Raw genomic sequence first — 14,786 nt, forward strand, 5'->3', positions numbered from 1 at the left:
GTATATAGTAATTTTTTGAGCCGTAATTGAGCCCAACTTGTAAAAATTTAATTTGATGTGAGAAATGCAATTGGTGAGGCAACTGCATAACAGGGCATGCTAAATGCTTGGTGGACCACGATAGGTATGGGGGGATAGAATAGCGACTGGAGTAAAGTATCGATATGCTATTGGCGTTTCGTGCTTGTTTCCAAAATCGAGCTTAGCAAAAAGGAGGAAGAACAGTATAAGGAGCGTAGTAATGGATGTTATTACTTCGTAGATAAACATCTCCCAGCTGCTATGCGAATGTTTTTGATAGGGTGAATCGGTTGATTTTGAGGGCGAAAACGGGTGGGCGTGCTCAACTACTATACCGTTGTACAGTACGTGCAAATGCCAATTGGCTATTCTATTGTGGAATAGCAATAGAATAACAGGGATTGATAGCAGCGCAACGAGTTTTCTTAACCGCATTTTTTATTCTTTAGCAAATGCAAAAATAGTATGTTCTGTGAATCATGCTTTGGAGGTTAACAGTAATTTACCAGTATTGTTCATAGTTGCGGGGCTAATAGCTATACCGCTACAAAATTATATTTTATTAAATAACTGCCTGTTTTATTGTCCTAATTTTTCTGATATTTGCGTAGGATTTGAATAAAATAATTTGCTGATGAAACCACGCACAAATTTACCTCAAAACGAAATAGATCAGATAATTAATGGCTGCGAGGCCTGTATGGTAGCTATGGTTGACCTAGCGGGAAAGCCTTACGTGTTGCCCTTTAACTTTGGTTACAAAGATGGCCGACTTTACATTCACTCTGGCCCCGATGGGAAAAAGATTGATATTTGGAAGAAAAATCCGGAGGTTTGCGTCTCGTTTAGCTCCGATTACAAGATGAATGTTCGCCATGAGGAGGTGGCCTGCTCCTATTCTATGAAGTACAAAAGTGTACTGGTTCATGGTGCTATTAATTCAATCACCGATTTGGATGAGAAGGCTCGTATTCTGAATGTTATAATGGAAAAGTACTCGGGACGTAATGACTTTTCCTACGGCGAGCCAGCGCTTAAAAACGTTGCCGTTTTTGAAATTGACATCCAGAAGGTGGAGTCAAGGGCATATTTGTACTAACAAGCAGTAATCTGCCAAATGGGAATCTTGCTAAAACATATTCAAAAAAAAATGGTTGCAATAGCTGCTTTTATGCTAGTTGCCAGCATTGCCATTCTGCAAGTCCCCACGTTACATAGTATCAATTCTGATGAATGGTTCGATAACGATCATCTCGAAAAGGTAGATTTATACCTAAATATATCGGGAATTGTTTTCGATTTGGAACCTTTCGAAAAATCTTATTCTTCCATAGGTAATCTCTCCAAGCCCAAGCTAGATGATACTTATAGGTTGTTAACTCCAACATCAAAATTTAAGCAGCAATTCTTTCCAAATCCCATTATTTGCTCTCCAACGGGCATATATATGTGTCTAAGGTTATGATTAGGTAAACTCCACTACTACTATGCTATGCGTTTCATAATAAATTGGGGCGCTTTAACCAAAGTTTACTTAATATAATACAATAGATATGAATACTGTAGAAAGAAAACCCATACCTACATGGGTTAGCATACTGCTTTTTGTAGCAATTATGACAGTGGTTATGGTTATTGGAATGATGCTATAATTTGTTTGATGTTAACAATAGAAAATTGAGTCCAACGCAAGTGCGCTGGACTCAATTTATTTTCTCACTATTAATTAACGATTTCAAGGCTTACAGAGATTACTAATAGGGGGTGGGCAAATAATTTTTCAAAAAAATCGATAAATCTTTACATCCTATTCAAAAATCTATATATTAGTAATTAAATTGAAGTTGCTAAAAAAGACGATTATAATATGGCCAATATAAGAGACTTTAAAATGGATGTTAAGCAAATGGTGAAGCACTTTATGCAGGAATGCTACGTGCATCTGGCATACTCGCCACCATTGCATCAGGAGAATGTACTCGACATCATCTCAGATGCTATGCAGCTTGAGATTGATACCATTAAAAAGATAAACAAGCCCGAGCAAGAGGGCAAATCAAACCTAAAATTGTACTACAAGGCTGTTAGCAACGATTTTTACGATAAGATTGTTGAGCTTACCGAGCGCCTAAATTCACTATCCTACTAGTTCGTTTTTTAAATCTTTTAAATATGAAATCTTTCCTAGACCTAGCAAAGAGTAGATATTCGTGTCGCTCATATAGCGAGCAGGTGGTGCCCAAAGACACCATTATGAATGTGCTTGAGGCGGCTCGTATTGCTCCATCGGCAACCAATGCCCAGCCGTGGCGCTTTGTAATTCTTACCCAACCCGAAGTGCGCCATGAAGTAGCGAGTTGTTACAGCGGCGAGTGGTTAAAATCTGCCCCCGTAATTATTGTGGCTTGTGGTAACCACAGCGAATCTTGGCGCAGAGCCGATGGTAAGGATCATTGCGATATTGACCTGGCCATAGGTATTGACCATATTACCCTTGCAGCAGCAGAGCATGGGTTAGGAACCTGCTGGATATGTAAGTTCGATGCTATGCGCTGTGCCGAAATGCTTAAACTACCTAAGGGAGTTGCTCCCATAGCACTTATTCCGCTTGGTGTACCTGCCGAGAAAAACAATTACTCCGAGAGGCATTTGGTGCGCAAGTCAATGGATGAAATTGTAACGTGGGAGGGGTATAACTTTTAAACCCCAGTGCTATACTTTTTAACGCGAAGGTTTAGTCCTTTGGCATTACCCGTAATTCTATTAAGGTGTTTCCAAAAGTTTGGGCCATGGTTTTTATGCACTGTATGGGTTAGCTCATGCAGAATGATGTAATCGATTAGCTCGTCGGGGAGCTTCATTAGGTATATGCTTAGGTTAATATTGTTTGTGCCTGAGCAGCTGCCCCATCTCGATTTTATGTTTTTTATCCTCAATGCATTAAAGCTAAAGCCAAACTGTTTGGCCAGCATTTCTACCCTTTGGGGTAGGTATTTTAGCGCTTCGTTCCGGTATAGCTGCTCAATGGTAGTGCGAGCAATTGTTTGCACCTCATTGCTGCTTTTGCTAAGAAGCTTTGGGTAGGTTAGGGTAACCTCTCCGTTCGCAATGGTTACAGATATATCTTTAGAATCGTCGGGAACAAGAAGCAATGTATGGTTTCGGGTTTTATAGCCCGACTCGATGATACCCAAAGCACCTTTTCTGGCAAGCTGACTTTGCTTTTCGGCTATCCATTCCTTTTTTTGCACAACAAACTGCTTGGCAGTATCAACGGGTAGAAAGGCTGGTATGGTAACACGCACGCCCTTTTGGGGGTGAACCGAGAGGGTTAATCGTTTGGCTCTGGGGTTATATCGTAATAAAATATCGCCTACCCCGGGCAAATGCCAAAGGGTAGAGGAGTTGCGTTTCGCTAAAGGCATACTACTGATTCAGAATCCAAATGTTTGGGTTTTTCTGTTTCCAAACGTTCATTGAGTCTACTGCCTGCTGACGAGTAAGAAACGATCCCAGCGTTACGGCATGCATTCCGGTGGGTTGAGCCAATACTCTTGAGTTGTAGCCCGATGATTGCATATCGCGCGAGAACTTCTCTGCATAGTCGGCATTGCGGAAGCTACCTGCAACTATGTGAAACATCCCCTCCTGGGTAACCGGTATGCTAATGGCTGGTTCAGCACTTTGATGTGATTTGGAAATTTTTTTCTCTGCAGGTTTTGAAGTTTGCTCGGTGCTTACTACATCAGTTGACTGATCCATCTCGGCACTAAGTTTTTCGAACTCATCCTCAAATTTTCCCTTTTCGGGCTCAGCTTTTTGCTCTTTGGTGGGTTGTGTTGCAACTCTCTCAACTTTTTGTGTTACGCCCTTCTCTCGGCTAGAGCTGAAAACACCCTTGCTGTATAAATACCATCCGCTTGCAGCAACTACAACAAAGCCAATCCCAATCAGTGTACCAAACAGTATTGCTTTACCTGCACCACCGCCACTACTACTTTGTTTTGATTTGGGAGTGGGTTTTGATTGTGCAGGTTTTTGCTGCTTTGGAGTTACAGGCTTGGCTTTTTCTTGTGGTTTAGGAGGTATAATTGTTTCAATTTTAGCTTTGGGCTCAGGTTCATTAGCCATTTCTTTGGGTTGCTCAGCTATTATCTGCTCAGTAGCCTTTTCTATTGGAGGTTCTGGTTGTTTAGCCTGTTCTTCCTTAGGCTTTTCTTCCTTTGGGGTTTCAGCTTTTGGCGCGTCGGGTTTTTGCTTTGTCTCTTTTGGCTTCGCCTCTTCAACTTTTGGGGTTGGCTTTACAGGAGCAGTAACACTTTGCGATGTGGAGAATTGGATACTCCCCCGGCCATCGATTTGAAGCGAACCAAGACCTTGGATTATAAATACCTTTTTGCTCTGCAGCTCGTCCTTCATCATCTCGATGAAACTTTCAAGTTTTGCCCTGGCCTGATCCTTGCCAACTTTCAATTTTGTGGCAAGTTTTTCCTCAACCATCCCGTCGTTGTATCGGAGGAAAGGACTAAAAGTAACATTTTGGGGCTTGAATACTCCAGTGCCATCATCCTTTACTAAAAATGCGCCAAACTCGGGTAGGATAACCCGGGCGTTATTCTCTATAAGCTCTTTAAGAAATTGAGTTTCCATTGGGTAAAGGGTTTCCGTTTGAGTATCTACATAGGGGACAAATATAAAAACTTGGCTTGTAAAAACTGGTTTAGCCTAAAAACTATGTTATTATGTATTCCTCTATCTAATAACACTTATTACTTCAATTCTATTGTAAGGTTGCATTCTTTTCAATAAATGAAAAAAAAATCAAGAGCTCTATGAAACTATTTGCATACCTCCTGAATTACAGAAAGAACTTTTGATACAGAGTAGGGCTTAGTCATTAACTGATCGAAACCAACGTCCTTAAAATCGTCAAAAAAAGTTAAAGGGTTGTGCGCTGTGAGCGCAATTATTGGAATATTCTTCTTCTCCACTGGAAACTTCTCGCGAATATACTTGGTGGTTTCAAGCCCATTCATAACTGGCATTTCAATATCCATTAATATTATGTCGATATCGTTCTCTTTAAACATATCTAAGGCCTGCTGCCCATTTTCCGCTTCGTAGCACTGGGCGTTTATCTTTTTAACTATTTCTTTAATAAGAAGCCTGTTAACGAATATGTCGTCAACTATAAGAATTTTGTAAATATTTTCCATTGTTTACAATTACTATTCTTGCAAATATAGTTGTTCTATCCTAATCGGCTTAAGGTTTTTAAAATATTTAAGCTGTTAATGGAAAAACCATTTCGCGTCATATCAATAATTTTATCATGCTTGAATTCCGATAGGGTTCTTATGAGGCTTTCTTTGGTAGTACCTGCTAGTTCTGCCAGTTCCTGTCTTGTTAAAGGAATAGAGAACTCGTGGCTACCAAAAATTTCCTCGGAAAAGTACAGAATGATGTCGGCCACTCGCCCTGGCAGCTGTTTTGAGAGCAGGCTCGACAGCCTACCTATATTAAATAGGTTATCGGAGCTAATACGTTGGATTACTTCGCGGGCAAAATCCTTATTCTCCGATACTAGAAATTTAAAGGTTTCTATATCAATAAACTGAACTACCGTTGGCTCAAGGGCACACACAGAGTAGTCATAGTTATCGTTCGATAGGGCAGAGGATATTCCTAAGAAAGCTCCTGGCTGGGCAATACGCAGTATTAAGTTCTTGCCTTTACGCATTTCGCGTGTAACCTTAGCCATTCCCGAAATGATTATAGCCACCTCAGTAACTCTTGAGTTTTGCTTTATAATGGTATCCCTTTTCTGATACTCCATTCGGTTCGACGAACTGATTAACCTCTCCCGCTCGGTACCCGTCAGAAGCTCTTCAAGCTTAAAATGTAACTCTCTAATATCTTGTTTGTTTGTGGCTTCCATATTGTTCATCGCCTTTATATGTTATATTATAACCAATCATAAATATACAAAAATAATCAAATAGTGATTCAAATCATCTTTTTTTAGTGAGCAAACTCATTAAAATACTGTTGCAACTACTTTTAATTACTTGTATTTTTGATTGAATATTTCATAACAATAAATCATGATTTTAATAGTAGACGATTCAACAACTAATCAAGTACTGCTTGAAGCCATTCTGCAAGAAGAGGGCTACCAAACAATTACCGCATTTAGTGCTCGCGAGGCCTTTAAAGTAATTGAAAAGGAGAAGCCAGAGCTAATATTGCTCGACCTTTTAATGCCAGAGGTTAGTGGGTTTGACTTTTTAAAGGATATTAAGTCGAAGCCAACAATGTCTGATATTCCTGTTATTGTAGTATCGGCGGTGGGCTCTCAGGAGAATGTTGAACTATGCAAAAGCTTAGGTGCAGTAGAGTTCTTCAGTAAGCCAATCGAAATTTCTGTGCTGATAGATACTGTAAAGCGAATGGTTGCCGTTAGCTAATGCTATTTTTTACTAACGATTTTAGCGCGCTAACCTTTTTCTCGTTTTATCGTTGTATATTTAAGTTCCGAAGTTTTATAACTAAATATTAAAACTAAATACACGCTTATGCCCAAAGCTGATAAACCCAACAAGTTTACCGCAAGCATCTCAATTAGTGAGTTTACCGACGTATTCTTGGGCATCGACGAACAGATACTTCAGCTACACCAGTGCTCATCCGACGATTTTCTTGGTCTCAATGCTGATTTCAAGCAGTATTATCGTCAGGCCAAGGCATTGTCCGATAATGCCGCGCAAATATTTAATGCCTTAGCCGAGAACGAAACCAAGGCATTGCTTCGAGATATTGAGAAGCTTTATAAGGATTTGAAGCAAATTCAGCTTCAGTTTACCAACCACCTTAACACCACCATTGGTTTGCTGCGCGAAATTGTTGAGCTCCAAGGTAGACTATTCCTGCCAGTTAAGAATATGAACCAGGATTTGTTAACCCTTAAATTTTTGCTGGCCAATATCAAGATATCAAACTCAAACCTTGGTAAGACTGAGCTCAATAACTTGGAAAGACTTCTTCACAGATACAATGATGTAATAAACGACTTTAAGATTTGTGGTTATCAGAACGAGAGTAACCTAGATTTACTTAAGGGAGTAGTGAGTAAATCGCTAAAACACTTCGAGTCGATAAGCGATAAGCATTTGCAGGATTTGGATGGAATACTGAACAATACACATTACGGAATAATCCTCTTTGCGGAGAAGCATGAAGAGGTGGCTCGCCAAATCCCTGAGCTTACCCAAAAAACGGAAAATTCTTCAAGAAGTATAGCTGATATTATTACCAATCTGCAGTACCATGATATTATCCGCCAAAAGATGGAGCACGTGCAGGCAACCCACAAGAAGCTGCTTGCCGAATTGGAAAGTACTGCCACCGAAAAGAAAGACGAATTCGAAAAGGATCAAAAATTGCTTGTACGCATCAGGGATATTGCCAACCTGCAATCGGCCCAGTTGGTTTATGCCAACAAGGAGTACCAGCAGGCCATAGAGGTAATCACAAATAAGTTTATTGCCATAAGCAACGATATGACCAATATCGCATCGATGTGTAAGGACATAAACCTTTCACAGGATAATTCCGATGAGCTATACCTTCAGAATCTTATCGATAAGATGCAGAACTCATCGCAGGTACTAAACAGGTTTCTTGAGGCAAGCCAATCCTTCCATGAACATATCGAGGAGTTAACCACCAAAATTACTGGAACTAACGATAGCGTGGCCAAATTTTCAAAGTCGCTTCAAAGTTTAAGGGAGATTACTGGAGAAACCATCAAAATGCTTTCCGGAAGTGGCGAGAATACTAGAGAGCACTCCGAGACCCTAAAGCTTGTTCAAAGCCTGTATTCGGATGTGGAAAAGTTTGAGGGCGAAATTCAGGAGGTTTTTGGCAAAATTGCCAGTATCGGAAGCCAGCTGCTGCCCAACATAGGCAAAAATCTTAAGGGAGCAATAAGCGATGGTCTATTTGTTCAGGCTGCTCATTCCATGACCAACATCATCAATCAGCTTAATCAAAAGCACATTACCATAAAATCACTGCTCGATGAAAACCTTTCCTCAAGCAAAGTCGTTTCAGCCGATGTTAGGGAGTCGATTAGTAAAGTAAGGTATTACGATTTTTTTGAGAAAGTAATTGTAGACATTATCGCAGAGTTTAACCACATATACCAAATGCTTAGGGCAGAGCTTAACGAGGGTGAAAAAGCAGAGGATTTGGAAGCAATTAAGAACCTTTACACCATGGCCAGCGAGCATAAAATTCACGATAAGGTTTCAAACACCGAGGGTGACATCGATCTATTCTCCGACGATGAACCTGTTACAGATGAGGATGACGATAACTTAGAACTATTTTAAGATAACAAACACTATGGCAAAATCACAAAGTATCACCTTAAAAGCTCAGGCATCTAAAGCTAAAGGGAAATCGGATGAGCTTGTTCTGCAAATGCAGGGCGAGCTTACCCTCGACAACGCCACCAAGGTTAAGGAGTTTCTCCTTAGCAATATGCCCAAGGGCAAGACATTCAATGTGAAGATTAGCAATGTCGATAATATCGATTTGGGGTTCTTGCAGCTTTTAAAACGATTTTGTTGGGATGCCCAGCAGGAACAGAAAGGTGTAGATATAACAATGAATATCAGCGAAGATCAAAAGATGTTACTTATCCGATCGGGCTTTGAGTCTATAATCACCCTAACTAATTAACATATTTAATTCAATACCAAATACAGAGTTACCATGGCAAAAACAATTCTAATTGTTGACGACTCCGAAAGCATTCGCGAAGTGGTTAGCTTTACCCTCGAAAATGAAGGCTACAACGTCCTCATTGCTAACGATGGTACCGATGCCCTCAAGTTTTTAGATGGAACGCATATCGACCTGATTATTACCGACCTTCATATGCCCGAGATGGATGGTATTACCCTTATTCGTCAAGTTCGTAAGATGGAGCAGTATATGCGTATACCCATCCTTTTCCTTACCACGGAGTCGCAAGCCGCTAAAAAGATGGAAGCCAAAGAGGCTGGGGCAACCGGTTGGATTATTAAGCCCTTTGTTCCTGCTAAGCTAATTGCCGCACTAAATAAAGTACTACGCTAATGGATAACTTTAAGAAAAAATTTGTTGAGGAAGCGGTCGATCTTATCGATGGGCTCGAGAAAACCTTACTCGAGCTAGAGGAGAACCCCGAGGATGAAGCCATTGTGCAAAAGGTTTTTAGGGTTATGCATACCCTAAAAGGCAATAGCGGTATGTTTGGGTTCGAAATGATTGACAGCTTTACCCATGAAATGGAAACGGTATACGATATGATTCGTAATCATAAGCTTTCTGTTTCGCGCGAAATTCTCGATTTAACTCTCGCTTCCGTCGATCATCTGAAAATCCTGCTCGATGAGGATAACTATAACGACCCTGACGTTCAGGCTAACCACAAGATGTTGCTTAGCAAGGTTGCCCAAATTATTCAGGCTGATAGTGAGACCTCAGTGGCTTCAGGCCCTTTGCCAACGGCTAACAATAATCTCAATGGAGATTCCGATAAGGGGAGCAGCTACTATATACTGTTTGAGCCCAATGGCAATATCTTTAGCAACGGCACAAACCCGTTATACCTGCTCGACGAACTTCACACCCTTGGAGAGGCTAAGGTTTACGCTCATCTAAACAGGGTACCGCCCCTAAAGGATATCGACGAGAGCCTTTGCTACACATACTGGGAGGCCATTCTATACACCGAGTCGAGCGTAAACGATATAAACGACGTTTTTATATTCGTTGAGGATGAGTCAAACATTGAGATTCAGAAGATAATGGATGGCAATGTGCTCGCCAATGAACAGTTTGTTAGCGAGTTGGACAACCTGTCGAGTATTCAGAAGGATATTGGATTTAATTCCGTGCAAAGGATTGCTGTAAACATCTCCAAAAGTAGTACCACACAACAAAATGTTCAGGTTAAGGGTAAGGATAGAGTAGTGGCTAAGGATGCTACCATTAGCAGCATCCGTGTGGCTGCCGACAAGCTGGATATGCTTATGAATCTGGTTTCGGAGCTAGTAACAACTCAGGCACGATTAAGCCTTTTTGCCGAGGAGAGCGCTGTGCCCGGTTTGGTTCCTATTGCCGAAAATGTTCAGAAATTGTCGCGCCAGCTCCGTGACATTGCTTTTAGCATTGTGCTAATTCCCATCGAGAATATGCTAACCCGCTTTCAAAGGCTTGTGCGCGATCTCTCATCGGAACTAGGTAAGGATGTTGTTTTTGCCACCGAGGGAGCCGAAACCGAACTCGATAAGACTATTATTGAAAGTTTGGCCGATCCGCTAATGCATATTCTTCGTAATAGCCTCGACCATGGAATTGAAGATGCAGCTCAACGGGAGAAGGCTGGGAAACCTAAGCAGGGGAAAATCACCCTCAAAGCATTCTACTCTGGGGCCAATGTCATGATCCAGATAAGTGATGATGGTGCAGGTATCGATCCTGAGATGATCACACATAAAGCCATTGCGAAGGGGATAATATCAGCCGATCGCAAACTTTCCAAGCGCGAGGTTCTTGAGCTTGTTTTCCTACCCGGATTTAGTACTGCCACCAAGGTAACCGATGTGTCGGGTCGTGGTGTAGGGATGGATGTGGTAAAGCGTAAAATTGCCGATATTAGGGGCGAGGTTGAGATAGACTCAGAAAAAGGAGTGGGTACAACTATAACCATTAAGCTGCCATTAACCCTTTCTATTATCGATGGGTTGCTTGTTAAGGTTGAGGACACACATTTCATTATCCCCTTGTCGGTAGTTGATAAAATTTACGCTGTTGAGCATGAAAAGATAGCCAAAACCTTTAATAACGTGGTGGTGCTCGATGGGAAACAGATCCCATTCTTCTACATACGTCGAGAATTTGAACACACTGAAAGCACCGAAAAGTTTGAACAGGTTATTGTAGTTAATTTTGAGGAGAAAAGCGTTGGCCTTGTTGTTGATACAGTGATAGGAGAATATCAGGCCGTGCTTAAACCTTTGGGTAAGCATTACAAAAACCAGGATATGATATCAGGAGCTACAATACTAGGCGACGGAACGGTTGCTCTAGTTATGGATACCAATAAAATTATTAAGCTTTTTGCCAATCATAAAGATTTTGCCATGGAGGGCGAAGAGTAATACCATTTGTAAAAATAACCGAAAACGGAGGAAATCATATGAATCAGGACAACTTATCAAGAATTAACTCTTACTTGTCGTTTAAGCTGGGCGACGAGGAGTTTGCTGCTCACGTAGGCAAAGTGCTAAACATCTTGGAAATGACCAAGATTACCGAAGTACCTAAGGCGCCAGTTTATATGAAAGGCGTTATTAACCTCAGAGGAACTGTACTGCCAGTTATCGACACTCGAATAAAGTTTGGGATGACACCCACTGAATACACTACCAACACTTGCATAATTGTGCTTGACATCGATGTTGATGGTGAAACCATTCAGGTGGGTGCTCTTGTTGATGCAGTTCAGGCAGTGCTTGAAATTGAGAAGGGGAAAATTATGCCACCCCCAAGCATTGGTAGTAAGTACAAATCGGAGTTTATTGAAGGAGTCGCCAATATTGATGAGAAGTTCATTATGATTCTCGATATGGACGCAGTGTTCTCAACCGAGGATGTAACCGATTTACTTAACAAAACCGAGGAGACACAAAGTACAACTGAAATTGAGGAGGTAAGCTAGCGAAAAAGTTTAGCATTCACTTGCTTTTTAACTAAAAATATCTTATTTTTAGTAAGTAGCGTTAATAGTATTGTTGGCTGAAATATAGCGTTTTATTAATTTCTATTGCAAAGAGTTGGGGGCAAATTCAAATTTTAGGCTGGAGCTAATAATTTTTTTATGACCCCCTTGGGCTGTTCAAAAAGCGAAATTCAGGTTTAGGGAAAAGCCATTAAATGAGTGGAGAAGCTTTTTGAACAGCCCTCTTTGTTTGAAAATGGAAGCCATACCATACTAATCGCTTCGCCTATTTTTGCCAGTTGGCTCATCTCCCAAATTATTTTTCGTACTTAATGCTCTGTATTCAAGTTGATTGAATCTTTTGTGTTTTGCTATTACCCTGATAGGTTGATTGTTGCGTTTGAAGAGTAAATCTTGCAAAAATGTAACACTATTTACAGAAAATATCTATATTTAATTCCATAATTGAAAGTTTTTGAAGTTTTATTTGGATTATCAAATGGTTCGTAGGACAATGCGCTTCTATTCATTTCACGAATTATGTTTATTGAGTTTAGTATTGTCCACATTACAATTCAATTTTAAGTGCAGCTTAACGTATTAACCTTTTTTATTCTTTTATTCATAAAATGATGTTTAACTTACGTTTAAACGAGATTTTCAGAGCCCAGCTATCGCAAGAAGAGTTCGATAAGCTAAGTCGTTTCATTTACAAGGAGAGTGGTATAAAGATGCCTCCAGTAAAAAAGGTGATGCTACAAAGTAGGCTCCAAAAGCGGCTTAGGGAGCTAAATATGACTACATTCAAGGAGTACATCGATTATGTCTTTGGCAAAGATGGGCTAAATGCTGAGATAATTCATATGCTCGATGTGGTAAGCACCAACAAAACCGATTTCTTTAGGGAACCAGTCCACTTCGATTTTTTAACTAGCACCGTTCTTCCTGAGTTTGTTCAGCAAAAAGCTGGATCGCGCACCATTAAAGTATGGAGCGCTGGCTGCTCTAGTGGCGAAGAACCCTACACCCTGGCCATTGTTATGGCAGATTTTGCAGAGAAAAACCCGGGTTTCGACTACTCAATTATTGGAACCGATATCTCAACCCAAATCCTGCAAAAAGCAGTGGATGCCGTTTACAAGGAGGAGAGAGTGTCAATTATTCCAATGGAAACCAAACGCAAATACTTTTTAAAGAGTAAGGATAGATCGAGCCCCACGGTTAAAGTGGTAGGAGACTTGAGGCGAAGGGTTAGGTTTGGCAGGCTAAACTTTATGGATAATTACTACGATGTGCCCGAGACCTTTGATGCTGTTTTCTGCCGAAATGTGCTAATCTACTTCGATAGGGAAACTCAGGAGAAGGTTATTAATAAGCTGTGCGATAAGCTACGACCAGACGGCTACTTCTTCCTTGGTCACTCCGAGTCAATTATGAATATGGATGTGCCCCTTAAGCAGGTAAAGCCCACAATATTTAAGCGATTGTAGAATTTGCGCTTTTAAACTAATATTTTCTTTCGTATCTTGAGAAGATAAAATTTATCAATAGGGTATTCTCAAAAATATTATAACTACCAATTGCTATGGGACATAAAATTACCGACGACGAATTGCTTGATGAGCTCAAACGTCGCTTTGAGCAGAACAAGATAGCGGTTAAGGAGCTCAAATCGGTAAACGAGGAGCTCAAAACTGTAAACAAGAAGTTGGAAGAATCCGAAGCGCTGAAAAGCCACTTTATCTCCAATATCACTAACGAGATAATCAATCCCTTTACTTCCATCCTGGGTCTTTCTAAGGCCATCCTTTCGGTTGATAAGGAGAACTGGAAAAAGGTTGTTTCCATGATTGCCCTGATTCATTCCGAAGCCTTTACCCTCGATTTTCAGTTCCGCAATATATTTGTTGCGGCCAAAATTGAAGCTGGCGAAATTTTTCCCGAAATTGTTAATGCTGATGTCATTAATATTATCGACAGCGTGATTGAGTCGTTCAAGCTTGAGGCAAGGCGCAAGAAGGTTCAGGTTGTATTCAACCATAGTTTCCCTCTCGACAAATCTGAGTTGTTTCTTTTCAAAACCGATCCCGAGAAGCTCAAGCTAATTCTGGCAAACCTCCTTAGCAACGCCATTAACTTTAGCTTCGAAGGAGGGCTAGTGGAGATTAAAGGGGAGATGAAGAATAAAAATTTGGCTATCTGCGTTCGCGATCATGGCATTGGAATTAGTAAGGAGAACCAACGAATTATTTTTGATAGATTTAAAAGGTTAGACTCCGGTATTAACTCGCTCAACCGAGGGCATGGTCTTGGGTTATCAGTAAACAAAGCGGTTATTGAGATGCTTGATGGAAACATAAAGATTGAGAGTGAACTAGGTGACGGGGCATGTTTTACCATAAACATCCCCGAAAGCGAAGAGTCAACCACAGACTATGCTTCGGATGCTAACGAAACTTTTTTTGAGTCGGACGAGGAAACCTTTTAAGCTCCACCTATGGATCAAATAAGTACTCACTTCTTATACCCATCGGCGTTATTTGCTAGCATTGAGCCCCATAAGGTTTCAACCATACTTGGCTCATGTGTAGCCGTTTGCCTTTACGATCCCATTGCTAAAATTGGAGGAATTAATCATTATATGCTACCTTTCTGGAATGGTCAGGGGCTTGCGAGCCCCAAGTATGGCAATATTGCCATAGAGCGTTTAGTTGAAAAGATGGTTAGCCTGGGATGTAAAAAAAACAATATAAAGGCAAAGGTATTTGGCGGCGGAGAGGTGATCGATACAAATATCTCCCAATTTCACATTGGCGAACGCAACATTAAGTTAGCATTGGAGATGCTCGATGAGCTTAGGATTCCTGTTGTTGCTAAAAGCGTGGGGGGAAAACTAGGAAGGAAAATAGAGTATTGTACGGGCACTGGTGAAGTTAAACAGCGATATATCGATAGAACAATCAGCTCAAAGACATAATAAACTCTGGTTTTA

18 protein-coding genes are annotated in these 14,786 nt (G+C 40.7%); 13 read left to right on the plus strand and 5 right to left on the minus strand.

Annotated features, from left to right (window positions below; all coding sequences use genetic code 11):
• Positions 1-99: 99 nt before the first annotated feature.
• Complete coding sequence (locus G8O23_RS05790; RefSeq protein WP_166362715.1) at positions 100-456, minus strand: hypothetical protein; 357 nt, start codon at positions 454-456, stop codon at positions 100-102.
• A gap of 199 nt (positions 457-655) precedes the next feature.
• Here G8O23_RS05790 and G8O23_RS05795 point away from each other — a divergent pair, with 199 nt between their 5' ends.
• The 4 genes from G8O23_RS05795 to G8O23_RS05810 all read left to right on the plus strand — a co-directional run bounded on the left by G8O23_RS05795 (position 656) and on the right by G8O23_RS05810 (position 2,724).
• On the plus strand, positions 656-1,120 hold the full coding sequence (locus G8O23_RS05795) for a pyridoxamine 5'-phosphate oxidase family protein (protein ID WP_166362717.1): 465 nt from the start codon (positions 656-658) through the stop codon (positions 1,118-1,120).
• A gap of 51 nt (positions 1,121-1,171) precedes the next feature.
• The gene (locus G8O23_RS05800; protein ID WP_166362719.1) at positions 1,172-1,486 is read left to right on the plus strand and encodes a hypothetical protein; all 315 of its coding nucleotides are present in this window, start codon (positions 1,172-1,174) and stop codon (positions 1,484-1,486) included.
• 402 nt (positions 1,487-1,888) lie between these two features.
• Positions 1,889-2,170 carry a hypothetical protein gene (locus G8O23_RS05805; protein ID WP_166362721.1) on the plus strand — a complete coding sequence of 94 codons (282 nt, stop codon included), beginning with the start codon at positions 1,889-1,891 and terminating at the stop codon, positions 2,168-2,170.
• A 23-nt stretch (positions 2,171-2,193) separates the two neighbouring features.
• Positions 2,194-2,724 (plus strand): nitroreductase family protein, encoded by a 531-nt coding sequence (locus G8O23_RS05810; RefSeq protein WP_166362723.1) that lies wholly within the window; start codon positions 2,194-2,196, stop codon positions 2,722-2,724.
• Here G8O23_RS05810 and G8O23_RS05815 read toward each other — a convergent pair.
• The 4 genes from G8O23_RS05815 to G8O23_RS05830 all read right to left on the minus strand — a co-directional run bounded on the left by G8O23_RS05815 (position 2,721) and on the right by G8O23_RS05830 (position 5,959).
• A complete protein-coding gene (locus G8O23_RS05815; protein WP_166362725.1) occupies positions 2,721-3,446 on the minus strand; it encodes a M48 family metallopeptidase in 726 nt (241 codons plus the stop codon). The two genes, G8O23_RS05810 and G8O23_RS05815, sit on opposite strands and share 4 nt — an antisense overlap.
• A 1-nt stretch (position 3,447) precedes the next feature.
• Positions 3,448-4,671 carry an SPOR domain-containing protein gene (locus tag G8O23_RS05820; protein WP_166362727.1) on the minus strand — a complete coding sequence of 408 codons (1,224 nt, stop codon included), beginning with the start codon at positions 4,669-4,671 and terminating at the stop codon, positions 3,448-3,450.
• 188 nt (positions 4,672-4,859) lie between these two features.
• Entirely contained in the window at positions 4,860-5,237 is a 378-nt protein-coding gene (locus G8O23_RS05825; RefSeq protein WP_166362729.1) for a response regulator, read from the minus strand.
• Positions 5,238-5,272: 35 nt separating this feature from the next.
• Positions 5,273-5,959 (minus strand): Crp/Fnr family transcriptional regulator, encoded by a 687-nt coding sequence (locus G8O23_RS05830; protein ID WP_166362731.1) that lies wholly within the window; start codon positions 5,957-5,959, stop codon positions 5,273-5,275.
• A 166-nt stretch (positions 5,960-6,125) separates the two neighbouring features.
• Between G8O23_RS05830 and G8O23_RS05835 the strand changes: the two genes are divergently transcribed.
• The 9 genes from G8O23_RS05835 to G8O23_RS05875 all read left to right on the plus strand — a co-directional run bounded on the left by G8O23_RS05835 (position 6,126) and on the right by G8O23_RS05875 (position 14,771).
• Positions 6,126-6,488, plus strand: coding sequence for a response regulator (locus tag G8O23_RS05835; protein WP_166362733.1), 363 nt, complete (start codon positions 6,126-6,128; stop codon positions 6,486-6,488).
• A gap of 108 nt (positions 6,489-6,596) precedes the next feature.
• Positions 6,597-8,414 carry a coiled-coil domain-containing protein gene (locus G8O23_RS05840; RefSeq protein WP_166362735.1) on the plus strand — a complete coding sequence of 606 codons (1,818 nt, stop codon included), beginning with the start codon at positions 6,597-6,599 and terminating at the stop codon, positions 8,412-8,414.
• Between the two features lie 13 nt (positions 8,415-8,427).
• Positions 8,428-8,766: an STAS domain-containing protein gene (locus tag G8O23_RS05845; protein ID WP_166362737.1), complete on the plus strand. Its 339-nt coding sequence runs from the start codon at positions 8,428-8,430 to the stop codon at positions 8,764-8,766.
• Between the two features lie 33 nt (positions 8,767-8,799).
• On the plus strand, positions 8,800-9,165 hold the full coding sequence (locus G8O23_RS05850; RefSeq protein WP_166362739.1) for a response regulator: 366 nt from the start codon (positions 8,800-8,802) through the stop codon (positions 9,163-9,165).
• The gene (locus G8O23_RS05855; protein ID WP_166362741.1) at positions 9,165-11,234 is read left to right on the plus strand and encodes a chemotaxis protein CheA; all 2,070 of its coding nucleotides are present in this window, start codon (positions 9,165-9,167) and stop codon (positions 11,232-11,234) included. The genes G8O23_RS05850 and G8O23_RS05855 overlap by 1 nt, the downstream gene beginning before the upstream one ends.
• A gap of 38 nt (positions 11,235-11,272) precedes the next feature.
• Positions 11,273-11,794: a chemotaxis protein CheW gene (locus G8O23_RS05860; RefSeq protein ID WP_166362743.1), complete on the plus strand. Its 522-nt coding sequence runs from the start codon at positions 11,273-11,275 to the stop codon at positions 11,792-11,794.
• 629 nt (positions 11,795-12,423) lie between these two features.
• Entirely contained in the window at positions 12,424-13,284 is an 861-nt protein-coding gene (locus G8O23_RS05865) for a CheR family methyltransferase (RefSeq protein WP_166362745.1), read from the plus strand.
• 95 nt (positions 13,285-13,379) lie between these two features.
• Positions 13,380-14,282: a sensor histidine kinase gene (locus tag G8O23_RS05870; RefSeq protein ID WP_166362747.1), complete on the plus strand. Its 903-nt coding sequence runs from the start codon at positions 13,380-13,382 to the stop codon at positions 14,280-14,282.
• A 9-nt stretch (positions 14,283-14,291) separates the two neighbouring features.
• Positions 14,292-14,771, plus strand: a complete 480-nt coding sequence (locus G8O23_RS05875) for a chemotaxis protein CheD (protein ID WP_166362749.1) — start codon at positions 14,292-14,294, stop codon at positions 14,769-14,771.
• The last annotated feature ends 15 nt before the right edge of the window (positions 14,772-14,786 follow it).

The organism is Perlabentimonas gracilis (assembly GCF_011174675.1).
Classification (GTDB): domain Bacteria; phylum Bacteroidota; class Bacteroidia; order Bacteroidales; family Tenuifilaceae; genus Perlabentimonas; species Perlabentimonas gracilis.